This is a genomic window from Persicitalea sp., from assembly GCF_041751555.1.
Taxonomy (GTDB): Bacteria; Bacteroidota; Bacteroidia; order Cytophagales; family Spirosomataceae; genus Persicitalea.
In genome coordinates, this window is sequence record NZ_JBGSXF010000625.1 from 1 (window position 1) to 12,651 (window position 12,651).

General features: G+C 54.0%; 9 protein-coding genes. All 9 read right to left on the bottom strand.

From position 1 onward, the window contains the following. Nucleotides 1-150 precede the first annotated feature (150 nt). Entirely contained in the window at nucleotides 151-558 is a 408-nt protein-coding gene (locus ACEW8P_RS22105; protein ID WP_373515239.1) for a hypothetical protein, read from the bottom strand. Between the two features lie 140 nt (nucleotides 559-698). Further along, nucleotides 699-848, bottom strand: coding sequence for a hypothetical protein (locus ACEW8P_RS22110; RefSeq protein WP_373515240.1), 150 nt, complete (start codon nucleotides 846-848; stop codon nucleotides 699-701). Next, nucleotides 841-3,246 carry an ABC transporter permease gene (locus tag ACEW8P_RS22115; RefSeq protein ID WP_373515241.1) on the bottom strand — a complete coding sequence of 802 codons (2,406 nt, stop codon included), beginning with the start codon at nucleotides 3,244-3,246 and terminating at the stop codon, nucleotides 841-843. The genes ACEW8P_RS22110 and ACEW8P_RS22115 overlap by 8 nt, the downstream gene beginning before the upstream one ends. 168 nt (nucleotides 3,247-3,414) lie before the next feature. Further along, nucleotides 3,415-5,847, bottom strand: coding sequence for an ABC transporter permease (locus ACEW8P_RS22120; protein ID WP_373515242.1), 2,433 nt, complete (start codon nucleotides 5,845-5,847; stop codon nucleotides 3,415-3,417). 158 nt (nucleotides 5,848-6,005) lie between these two features. Next, on the bottom strand, nucleotides 6,006-8,414 hold the full coding sequence (locus tag ACEW8P_RS22125) for an ABC transporter permease (protein ID WP_373515243.1): 2,409 nt from the start codon (nucleotides 8,412-8,414) through the stop codon (nucleotides 6,006-6,008). A gap of 106 nt (nucleotides 8,415-8,520) precedes the next feature. Next, nucleotides 8,521-9,549, bottom strand: coding sequence for a hypothetical protein (locus ACEW8P_RS22130; protein ID WP_373515244.1), 1,029 nt, complete (start codon nucleotides 9,547-9,549; stop codon nucleotides 8,521-8,523). A gap of 60 nt (nucleotides 9,550-9,609) precedes the next feature. After that, nucleotides 9,610-10,494, bottom strand: a complete 885-nt coding sequence (locus ACEW8P_RS22135; protein WP_373515245.1) for a serine hydrolase domain-containing protein — start codon at nucleotides 10,492-10,494, stop codon at nucleotides 9,610-9,612. A 112-nt stretch (nucleotides 10,495-10,606) separates the two neighbouring features. After that, nucleotides 10,607-10,894 (bottom strand): hypothetical protein, encoded by a 288-nt coding sequence (locus ACEW8P_RS22140; protein WP_373515246.1) that lies wholly within the window; start codon nucleotides 10,892-10,894, stop codon nucleotides 10,607-10,609. A 191-nt stretch (nucleotides 10,895-11,085) separates the two neighbouring features. Then, on the bottom strand, nucleotides 11,086-12,651 hold a 1,566-nt coding region (locus ACEW8P_RS22145), incomplete at its 5' end, for an FtsX-like permease family protein (RefSeq protein WP_373515247.1).

Here is a 12,651-nt window from a genome sequence, read left to right on the forward strand (position 1 = left end):
CAAGTTGCTTTTTGCGGTGCTGGTCTTGTTTGAGGGCAAGCTGTAGTAGGCCGTCCGCTGGGAATTGTTGAGAAAGCTGTTCGGATTGCGAAATGATTTGATTCAAGTCGTTGATTTCGCGAATGATAATATCAGGATTGCGGGGTTCAATCATGGCTCAATAATTTCGATAAATCCTTTTGAATATCCGTCGCGGTCGTGTCCAAACCACCTTTCAAAGTACGCTGTGCGCAGTTTTGTGTTCTCAAAACGCGGGTCGCTCTCTGGATACACGGGTACCAAATGAGCGTCTATTCGGTACTTTTCCATCGACCCTCCAACGGTAAAATAAGGTATTAGTTTTTCAAGCGCGTTATCCAGGTTGTCATTGAATGGAATGAAGTTAACGAGATCGATGTCCTCTGGATCAGATTTCAGGGTTACGAAACTTCCGTTCAACCATTGAGAGACGGACGCGTCTGTTATATCAAAAAGATCAATCCGATCTGTATCAAGTTCTCGTAAAGCTCGTGACGTGTAAGTGACTCTGTAAACTCCTGTACAAATGTTCCAAAACACGTTTCGAGGTTTGCCTCAACCCGTCGATAAGGAATCATATTACCTCGCCCGTCGAAACTTAAGATCATTCTAAGCAGCTAGTTTAATCTTTTCAAACTTAAACAAAATCCAGCGCAAACGAAAGCAACGAATCCTGTACCTTATTCTCGACTAGCCCAATGCCTTCCGCGTACTACAAATTCCAAATCTGTCTTCGGCAACCCAAACCGCTCGTCACCCATCGGGAAAGGCCGCGTTTCGCCCGTCAGCGCGTAGCCGCCCCGCTCGTACTTTCTTCCTCCCTTATTCACTCCGCAGCGACTTCACCGGATTCACCAGCGCTGCCTTCATGCTCTGGAAAGTCACCGTCAGTTGGGCAATGACGACGGCCAGCAGGCCCGCCGCCACGAACAGCCAGGCGTCGATGTCGATGCGGTAGGCGAAGTCCTGCAACCAGGAGTCGACCGCCCACCAGGCGACGGGAACGGCTATGACGATGCCCAGCCCGACCAGTTTCAGGAAATCTTTCGACAGCAGCCCGACGATGCCGACGACCGACGCGCCCAGTACTTTGCGGACACCAATTTCCTTCACCCGCCGCTCGGCGGAGTAGGACGCCAGCCCAAACAAACCAAGGGCCGAAATGAAGACGGCCAGCCCCGCCAGAATACCCACGATCTCGCTGACCTGGCTATCGGCGCGGTAGAGTTTGGTAAAATGCTCATCCAGAAACGAGTAGCTGAACGTCTCCTCGGGTACCTGATCGTTCCAGATTTTTTTAATGGCGGCGATAGCCTTCTTGGAGTCCTTACCCTTGACCCGAATCGACATTTCCGAGTAACCCCAATGCTGTTGGTTGTACATGGAAAGCGTTTCAATTTTGTGGTGGAGCGAGTTGAAATTGAAGTCTTTGGCGATGCCGACGATGGTACCCAGCGAATCGGTTTTCTCATCCCGAAGGCCGAAGCGCGTCCCGACCAGCGATGCGATGTCCGGCCGGGCTTCTTCCTTCAATAACTCCTTCGCGAGCGATTCGTTGATGATGTATGTTCGCCCGTCGTCCGAGGCATCGTCGCGGAAGTTTCGTCCGGCCACGAGTTCGATTTTGTACAGCGACAAGTAATCGTGATCGACCACCACGTTGGACGTGCCGACTTGCCGCGCGGGGCTATCGGCCTGAAATTCCATGCCCCATTGATGTATATTGTTGCCCAGCCGCTGCTGCGAGGCCGACACGGCTTCGACCAGGGAGTTAGCCAGTAGTTCTTTCTTCAAAGACTGGTACTTCTCTCCCGATTTGCGGTCGAGCGGCACCAGAACCACCTGGTCAGTCTGGAAACCGGGGTCTTTGTCGCGCATGAAGTTGAGTTGCTTCAAGGCGAATCCGGTGCCGATGATCAGGAAAACCGCACTACTGAACTGCGCGACCACCAGGGCGTTGCGGAAAGTACTTTTGCCCGTACGGATCGAGCCTTTGAGTACCTTGGCGGCCTCGAACGAGGACAAATACGCAGCCGGATACAGGCCCGAAAGTATCCCAATCAGCGCCGTTCCGCCCAGCACGGTGAGCAGGAGTTTGGGATCGGTAAAAATCGCAAAGTCCAGGCTACGGTCGCTCATGCTATTGATGTACGGCAGAGCGACTTTGACCACGATCACGGCCAGAACCAGAGCCGAAAACGCCAGCAACACAGACTCGCCGACAAACTGCCCGGCTAACTGAAAACGTTGCGCTCCGACTGCCTTGCGGATGCCGACTTCCTTGGCCCGACCCGTCGAGCGGGCGGTGGAGAGGTTCATAAAATTGACGCAGGCGATCACCAGCACAATCAGCGCGATAATGGAAAATATGTAGGTGTAGGTGCGGTCGAACTTCTGGAAATTGATGTAGTCGTGCGTGATGTCGGTCGAGTTGGCGTGGACTTCGGCCAGCGGTTGCAGGAACAGCTCGTACTGCTTCGCGCCTTCCTCGCTCATGTGGCTCCCGAGGTAGGCGGGAAATTTCTTTTCCAGCGCGGCTGGATCGGTGTTTTTCTCCAATTCGAGGTAAGTCACCAGCCAGTTGCCGCCCCAGTTTTCGAGCGCATTGGGGCCGACGAAGCTACTCATCGAAAACAGCGCGTCGAATTGCAGATGCGAATTGGCGGGCAGGTTTTCCAGCACACCCGTGACCTTGAAGGTCAGCGTGTCCCGACCGTAGGACAGAAGTGTTTGCCCGACGGGTTCGGCGTCCCCGAAAATAGTGGCGGCACTTTTTTGGGTAAGAACTACCGAGTTGGGTTCGGCCAGCACCGTGGCCCCGTCGCCTTCGAGCAAGGCAAAATCGAACATCGTCAGGAAATTGGCGTCCGTCGAAAGCACCGCCGGAAGCTCCACTTTCTTGCCGTTGTGATTTAGCAACACATCGTGCTGGTCGTCGATCCTGACAAAATTCTTGATTTCCGGGTATTCCTCTTTGAGTGTCGGCCCCATCGGGTACATCGACAGCGCAACCTTCTGCGGCGCGACCATGCCCTCGAACATCTGCACCTCATCGAGTCGATAAATGTTTTTGGTGTGGATACGGTCGTAACCCGTTTCGTAGTTGACGAACAGCATGATGACGATACAAGCCGACAGCCCCACCGCCAAACCGACGATATTGATGCCGGAGTAGAGTTTGTTGCGCAGGAGATTGCGGTAGGCGATTTTGAGGTAGTTGGAGAGCATGGTTTAGGGGTTTAGAAACGGGTCAAAGGGTAAGGGTCAATGGCTAATTAGTGTGCTTGGAATTGCTCGGTGATGGTCTGTATGGATGTCTTCAACTCCGCTCAGACTGACAATTTCCGCTGTCAGTCTGAGCGGACTGGGCCGCCGGTGCGGTCGAAGACAGTCCTTTCACTCGCTCCTAAGACTCTCCACCGGATTCATCAACGCCGCCTTCACCGACTGAAAACTTACCGTCGCTACTGCAATCAAAATGGCCCCCAAACCAACCAACGCAAAAACCCACAGGCTCAGGTCGATGCGATAGGCGTAGCTGTCCAGCCAAAGCTGCATCCCATACCACGCGGCGGGCAGAGCAATGGCAAGAGCAACAAGTACCAACTTGACGAAATCGCGCGACAGCAGGACAACCACGCCGCCTACGCTGGCGCCTAGCGTTTTGCGGATGCCAATTTCCTTGGTGCGCTGCTCCATCATCAGCAGGGCAATAGCGAACAGACCGATGCACGAAAGCATGAGCGCAATGACCGACGCCAGGCTCAACATCTGCGAGAATTGCTCTTCGTTCTGGTACCAGGCATCGACGTTCTCGTTCAGGAACGATCCGATGAATTCCGACTGCGGGGCTACTTCTTGCCAAACCTCCTCTATTTTTTCCATCGAACCCGCCAGGCTTTGGGGCGTCACGCGCACGAAAATGTAGCGGATAGGTTCGGTGGCCGACAGGTGCATCGTGATCGGTTTAGCCTCGTCGGCGACCGAGTACAGGTGGAAGTCGGGTATCACGCCGATGATCTGCGATCGGTCGCCCTGCCTCTCCCCTGCATCACCGCCCAAAAAAGTACCTGCCGGATTTTCTTCACCCATCATTTTGGCTAGGCTCTGCGTAATCAGCACGGCGCTGACGGAATCGGCAGGATGGGCGCGACTAAAATCGCGGCCCGCGATGGGTTTTATCTTCAAGGTTTTAAGATAATCGTAATCGACCAGCAGTTCGTCAGTAGTAAGCTGCTTGCCCCGATGTGTAAAGCTCGAAGTGGATCGCGAACTGACGCGGTCTTTCCCCTTTCCCAAATTGACATCCGTTCCCGTCACGGCCAGCACGCTCGGGTCACTGCTCAGCTTGTTGCGCAGCCGCCCGAGTACCTGGCGTCCATCGACCTGATTGCCCACCGGGATGCTGATCACCTGCTCTTTGTCGAAGCCGAGTGGACTATCGCGTAGATGGTTTACCTGCTGGTAGGCGACCACGGTGCAGCAAGCCAAAAGGCAGGAAATGGCGAATTGACTCACGATGAGAGAGCTACGCAACAGACTGCGCCCTTTCATCTTCACTTTACCTTTCAGCACTTCCACGGTGTTGAACCGGGCCATTCGCCAGGCCGGATACCCGCCCGCCAGCAGCGTCACCAGCGCGATGACGCCCGCCAGCAGAGCTATAAATCCCGGCTGCAAGGCGTTCGCCAGTTTGAGTTTGGTTCCAAAAACGGCGTTGAAAGAAGGCATGAATGAGTACGCCAAAAGACCTCCCGCCACAATTCCCAAGCCGCAAATAAGTGCCGCTTCGCTCCAAATCTGCACAAACAAGCCACTTCTAAGCGCCCCTAACGATTTGCGAACACCGACCTCCCGCGCGCGGGTGAACGACCGTGCGATGCTCAGGTTGATGAAATTAATACAGGCGATCAACAAAATAAAGACCGCCATGCCCAGCAACACATACATGATTATGACCGGGGTACCCTTGCGGTCAGAAATTTCCCGACTGAAATGGACATCGGCTAGCTTCTGCAAGCGCACCGCAAATACATCGCCGCGCGCATCGGGCTTAGCTTTGTTCTTCGTAAGATCAGCAATCGCCTCCGGGAAGTACTTCTGGGCAAAAGGCTTGAGGCGAGTTTCAAACCCACTCTTGCTAATCTGTGGTGGTAGTTTCAGGAACACGGAATGGGTTCCGTCGCCCCATTCTTCCTTGCTTTTTTGATAATCCGCCGCATTCTCGACCCGCACCAGCGCGTCGTAATGGATCGACGAATTATCGGGAGCATCGCTGATGACGCCCGTCACGACGTAGTCTTTCTCGTCGCCATCGTTGCCAATACGAACCGACTTGCCCACCACATCTGCGCTGCCGAAGAGGTCAGTTGCCATGTTTTCACTGAGTACTACGCCGCCCAATTCGTTCAGGGCCGTTTCCCGGTTTCCGGCGACCAGCGGGAAAGAAAATATTTTCAAAAAATCGGGATCAGTATAGGTGATGAGTTTATCGAGGTACTTTCCATTCGCTTCCACCAAATCCCGCCGTCCCGTCATCACGCGGGAGACGGCTTCCAATTCGGGAAAATCCGCCTTCAAAGCAGGGGTGAGCGGTAGTGGCATGGTACCATTCTTGATCACCTCGTCGGGGGCATTGGCGAAGAAATAGGTCTGGAAAATCCGGTCGCCATCTTCGTGGAAAGAGTCGTACGTTAGGTGCAAGTAAGCCGTCAGGAACAGGAAGATTCCGATACAAAATGCGGTAGCAAGGCCCGCGACGTTGATGGCGGTATAGCCCCGGCTGCGCCAGATGTTACGGAGGGCTATTTTTAGGTAGTTGCGAAGCATGGTTTGGGGGTTTGGGAAAAGGGTTAAACGGTCAGAGATTAAATGGTTAAGGCTTTTATGAAAACCGTCGGAAAAAGGTGAGCCGAAAGACACCGTTTGACCACCTCGGGGCGCCCTGTTTAGACCTTTACTCCCTTTAAACCCAAGAAGTACGTCGTCTACTCCGACCGTAAACTCTCCACCGGATTAGCCACGGCCGCCTTCACGCTCTGAAAACTTACCGTCAGCAGCGCGATGCCGATGGCCAACAAACCCGCCAGCGCAAACACGCCCCAACCGATGTCCGTTTTGTAGGCAAAATCTGCCAGCCACTGCCGCATGGCATACCAGGCGACGGGCGAAGCAATGAGCAAGGCCACTAATACAGGTTTCAAAAAATCTTTGGAAAGTAGCGTGACAATACTGCCGACGCTGGCACCCAGCACTTTTCGGACGCCGATTTCCTTGACGCGCTGCTCGGCCATGAACATCGACAGGCCAAACAATCCCAGACAGGAAAGCAGGATAGCGATTCCCGCAAAAACGCTGAACAGGCTTTGTTGTCTTTGTTCGGCGGCGTAGAGGCGGTCGAAACGCTCATCGAGAAACTGGTACTGGAAATCCTCCCCGGGAAAAAGTTGCTTCCAGGCGGCTTCGATGCGCTGAATGCCGACGGTGATGTCGCCTTGCATAGGCAGCGAAATCCAATTAAGGCGGCCCGGCGTGAGGGTCATGGCGATGGCGGCGACTTCTTCGTGCAGCGACTCGAAATGATAATCCTTGGTAACACCGATGATTTGTCCCTGAACCGCGCCGTACTGAAACGGCTTGCCGACGGCCTCGTCGGGCGTCCAGCCAAGTTGCCGCGCGGCCGTTTCATTTATCACGACCATCGAGGTATCGGTGGCGTAGTCGCGGGAGAAATTGCGCCCGGCAGCCATCCCGATCTGATAGGCCGGAACGAAATCGTAGTCCACCCTCAGTTGTTTGAGGGTAATGCTGGTGGGAGCCATGCTGTCGCCCTGCATGGCGCGGGCCCCCTGCGAGTCGAGTAGCCGCCCGGAAGGAATGCGTGACGAGCGGCCCACGTCGCGCACCGCGCCCGTTTGGACAAATTGACGTTTGAGCGTTTCGTAGTTGGTATTCTCGTTACCCGCGTCGCCCAGCAGCAGTACCTGATCCTTCGCCAAACCGAGGCCGTAGTCCTGGATGTAGTGCATTTGGTTGCGCACCACTGCCGTCCCAATGATAAGGGCGATGGCAATAGAAAATTGGGTGACGACCAGCACCTGCCGCAGCGTTCCTGTCCGTAACTTGGTGGCGATTTGCCCCTTCAAAACATTGAGCGGCCGGAACGAAGCCAGGAAAAAGGCCGGGTAAAGACCCGCGATCAGGCCCGTCAAAAGTGTAATGCTGGTTAGGATTACCAGAAAAGTAGGATCAAGCAACTGGCTGAAAGACAGTTCTTTTTGGCTGAAATTATTCAGCGCGGGCAAGCCGAACGTCATCAGCAGCAGGGCAAAGAACAACGCGAGCACGACCAGCAGCAGCGACTCGCTCAGGAACTGCCCGATGAGTTGGCCGCGCTTGGCTCCCACCACTTTACGCATCCCGACTTCCTTGGCGCGTCCCGCCGAGCGGGCGGTGGCGAGGTTCATGTAATTGATGCAGGCGATCAGCAGAATGAACAGGCCGATGAGCGAAAAAATATAGATGTACCGGATATTTCCCGGCGGCTCGAGTTCCGAATCGGTGTGGGAGCGCAGGTGGATATCGGTGAGTTTGGTCAGGCTCAGCAGCGAAAAAGTGGAGGGCATTTGGCCTTGGTAGGACGGCACGTGCTTGTCCTGAAAGGCCGGAAATGCCTTTTCCATGCGCTGCGGATCAGCGCCCTTGGCTAGTAAAATATAGGTAGTGAAAGAATTATTGCCATAATTAGTCCGCAACTGTTCGGCCCCGTAAACATTCGGGTCGCTCAGAGCCGAAAAGGCCATTAGAAAAACCGGGTGAAAGTGCGCCTGCGCGGGCAGCGGCTCGTACACACCCGTCACGATCAGGTCGTACTCGTTCTCTGCACGCAATATCTTACCAATTGGATTTTCCTTGCCAAAGTACTTCTCGGCCATCGGGCGCGACATCAGAATGGAGTTTGGATTGTCCAAAGCCTCGTCGGGATTGCCGCTGACGAAGTCGAAAGTTAGTACATCGAACAAATTCTCCTCCGCAAAGAACCCGTTTTCCTCGGTGAATTGCCGTTCCCCGTTGCGCATCACCAAACTACCCGAGCCCAAGGTTCTGACGACCTCTTCGGCCTCGGGAAAATCCTGCTTGACCAGCGGCCCGAACGGCGGGGCTACCTGCGCCAAAGACAACGAAGGCGTTCCGTCGGAAGTCAGGAAGGTGCGGCCCATGCGGTATACGCGGTCGGCGTTTTCGTTGTAGCGGTCGTAGCCCAATTCGTCCTTGACGTACAGGGCGATCAGTAGAAATCCTGCCAATCCCACTGCCAGTCCGACGATGTTGATGATGCCGAAAGTCTTGTGGCGGCGGAGGTTACGGTAAGCGATTTTCAGGTAGTTGGAGAACATGTTGTTGAGGGTTATAGAGTGGACCACGCCGGACGAACCTATGTGTTCGCCCGTCGTTGACATACAGCAGAGAAAAAGCTATGCCTGGAAAATATTTTACTGACAATCAGTTTTTTACAATAAAATTCAGGCAAAAAAACGTCCGATTTCGAACACTTGCAGTTCGGAATCGGACAAGCAATAGTTTCGAGTTTCGGAAGCTAAACCTCTGCCAGTTGAGTCTCCAATAACCCCAAAGGGTAAGCCCGATAACGCCCCAGTACAGCAGATAAGCGGAAGCGATACAGCACGACACCGACAACAACAAAGCAGCATACTTGTTGAAGGCATGAAACTTCTGCCGATTGAACTGGGCCAACGACCAGTACAACAAGCCCAGGAAAGAAAAGCCCAGAAATGCCCAACCAAAGACCCAGGCCAGAATCGCCCCCGTGCTGTGTTCGACCATCGGGTCGTACAGAAGTGCTAACGACAAAATCATCATGCCCAAACAGCTCACGGCAATCATCGGCAGTGCCTGCAAACGAACCCGTTCGGCTTGTTTTTTAATGAGTTTGGCTGGAACCCAAAACAGCAAAATCAGAAAACCAAGCAGCATTGTCATTACACAAGTAGCGGCCAGGAAAAACTGCGTATAGCCCCACCAAACGGGTATCCGCACGTAGGTGTCCTCGTCCAGCCACAGCTTTTTGCCATTAGGAGCCTCCACGAATACCGAAGTGGCTAGCGGTTCTCCCTCTCGCCGGAAACGACTATTTCCCATACTCAGCAACGGCTGCCGATCACCGATTACGCTTTTTCGAAATAACTGCCTGTCTTCCTCGACGACAAATTGCAGATCGGCCAGCCGCATAGCGAAGCGAAAAATCTCCATCGTGGGTGCTATCGGCTGGTAGCATCCGGTCAAGGGCCGCAATTGGTTGGGGTTATTTGAGACCGCAGGCGGCATTTTCGGCGCTTCTTCCGGCACCGCCATCGACAAAAGCACTTGCTTGATTTCCTTCATAGCCTTGCCCCCGTCCCGGTTGTTTAGCAGAATGACGTAGCCGACACCGGCTTCCCGCGAATAGCCGAACTCTGAGAGGAAACCGCCGTAACTGCCATCGTGTCCGTAGAATAAGTTCCCTTGTTCCAACCGCCCGCGCAGCCCTTTGCCATAACCGTAGCGGATGCCGTTTCTAGCCCCTAAGGAGGATTATGGGGTTTCCATTTTTTTAATGGATAAAGGCGTCAGGATTTGTCGTCCCTCGTGCTTTCCTTCGTTCAGGAACATTTGCACAAAACCCGCCATATCAGTGATCGAAGTAACCAGGCTCCCGGCGGGCCACTGGGGCAGGTCGGGAAAAGGCTCCTCCGTCGCGTCGGCACCAGCGTAGCCATTGGCGAGATAAGGTTTCGTTCCATCGGACGGATGGTAGATAGCCCGTTCCATGCTTAGCGGGAGCAGGAGATTTTCCTGCATGTAAGTTTCAAAAGGGCGGTTCACGGCTGCTTCCAGACAATGCGCGGCGACCATTGCGCCGAAGTTGTTGTAGGCGTAATATTGGCCGGGCGGCCAGCGGGTATCAAGTGCGCTACGGCTGTGACGCATCACTTCCCCGAAGGGCGTAGTCGCGTTGGCTTTGGCAAAGAGGTCGAAATGTGCCTCGTCGAAGCCGGAAGTGTGTTCCAGCAGATGCACCAGCCGTACGGGATGGGCTGCCGTCCAGCGATTTGTGAATTTCAAGGAAGGAATAATCTTCTGAATCGGGTCATCGAGAGCGACCAGCTTCTGTTCCTGCGCAACCATCATGGCGGCAGCCAGGAAGGTTTTGGCAATGGAGCCAACGCCAAACAGGGTAGTTTCATTTACTGCTTTATTTTTCTGCCGATCCGCCAGTCCCAGCGTTCCCAGCCAGAGGGCGCTATCTTTGGTGACCAACGCCACGCCTGCGCCGGGGACGTTGTGTTCTTGCAAAATAGTCGCAATTCTGGCGTCTAGGTTCGGCTCTCGTTTCGGTTGGCCCTCTGCATTGAACCCAAAACACAATCCTAAAATCAGCCCCACAACTACCTTTCTTATTTGAATTCTTCCTGGCATAGCGACTATTTTTTGTAAGAGTGCAAATATCATAATATACCAAGTACCTTGCAATACACACTACATGGGCGGGGCATATCCTGTACGTCCGGCGGAATGCGGCTTTACGCACCTACGCCACTTCCCCGCGCAGGAATCTCCGGCTTTCTTCCTTCACAAACGTGATAGGAACAAACTCGTCGGTGGGCGCACCGATGTAGTACACCGTCCAGGCGGGGTCGTGGGACGAGAGCATTTCGCTGATACAATCGGCGCGGTGGGCCTGCGGATTGCTGCAATCGTTCCAGTAAAACAGCTCTACCCGGTAGTGAAGTTGGTGCTTCTTTCCGTTAATAGTGACCTCGATTTCGATCTCCTGCTTACCAGGAAGGGGAGGAATGGGAATAGCTACATAGCTCATGGTTTTGGGGGTTTAGTGAAAAAATGGTTTTTTGGTTAATGGTTGAAGGGTCGCGGAGATTGGCGTGTATGGACTGTCTTCGACTCCGCTCAGACTGACAATTGCTTCGGGCTTTTGTCAGTCTGAGCGAAGTCGAAGACAGCCTGAGCGAACCGGGCCGCCGGGGGGCCGGGGGGCCGAAGACAGTCTATTTATTCTGAACGCAATGACTTCACTGGATTCATCAACGCCGCCTTCACTGACTGGAAACTCACAGTCAGCAGTGCGATGCCCACAGCCAGCCCGGCCGCCAGGGCGAAGACCCACCAACTGATTTCGATTTTGTAGGCAAAATCCGCCAGCCATTCATTCATGGCGTACCAGGCGATGGGGCTGGCAATCACGATGGCGATTAGCAAGAGTTTCAGGAAATCTTTGGACAACAGCGCGACGATGCTGGTCACGCTGGCGCCCAGTACTTTACGGACGCCTATTTCCTTGGTGCGCTGCTCGGCAGTGAAGGTAGCCAGGCCGAAGAGGCCGAGGCACGAAATGAAAATGGCCAGGACGGAGAAATATAGCACGATTTGGCTGATCTTTTGCTCAGCGCGGTATTGGGCGGCCAGATCCTGGTCCACAAAACCGTAGCTCAGCGGGTAGTTTGGTTCGTTGGCTTTGTGAATTTTACCGATTTCGGCCAGCGTTTGGGGTAGGTCTCCGCCGCTGGTCTTCACCAATAGATTGAAGGAATACTCTTTGGGCCGAAAGCGGAAAATCATGGGTTCGATCGCCGACCGCAACGGCTTGAAGTGAAAGTCTTTGATTATACCGATCACCTCGCCTTCGAGCCCGTAGAAACTCACCCGCTTGCCGAGGGCGCTTTCGTTAGTCCAGCCCATGCGTTGGGCCGCCGATTCATTGAGGAGGTACTTGCCGAAAGTATTCAAGGTGTCCGCCGGGATAGCGAAAGAGAAATTGCGCCCCGAAGCCAGCGAGAGTCCAGTCGTTTTTAGGAAATCGGGGTCTATGTTGAGCCGCGTAATGCTGAGTTTATCGTCTGGCTCCTGGCCTTCCCATTCAACGTAAGATTGATTCCCCACATCGACGAGCGTCGAGGTAGTCGCGCTGACCGAGGCTACGCTCGCCAGCTTGGCGATTTCCTCCTTAAACAGCGGGGCTTTGCCGCGAGAATCGCCTTTTAACTTAACGTACAGCAATTGCGATTTGTCAAAACCCAACTTTTTGTTTTGCATCATATCGAGCTGGCGGTAAATGACGATCGTCCCGATACAAAGCGCAATCGAAAGCACGAACTGCCCCACGACGAGCGTCTGCCGCAAGCCGACCCCCGATTTCACGCTGACTATTCCTTTGAGTACTTTGGCAGGCTGGAAACCCGACAGGAAAAAAGCCGGGTACGCCCCTGCCAAAACACTGACCAGGAACGCGAAGCCTGCAAAGTATCCCCAGAAGGCAGGTTGGTTTGTCGGCAAACTCAATTGATTATCGACCAGTGAGTTGAAAAAGGGCAGAAACGATTGAAAAATAACCAACGCCAGTAACAACGCCAGCGTCGTCAGCAAGAACGACTCGCTCAAAAACTGCCAAACGAGGCTACCGCGCAAAGCACCCACGCTCTTGCGGATGCCTACTTCTCGCGCCCGCTGCGAGGCCCGTGCCGTGGCCAGGTTGATGAAGTTGATAATGGCAATCAGTAGCACGATCAGGCCCACGGCCAGGAAAATCCTGACGTAAAAAATATCGCTGCGCTTACCCCA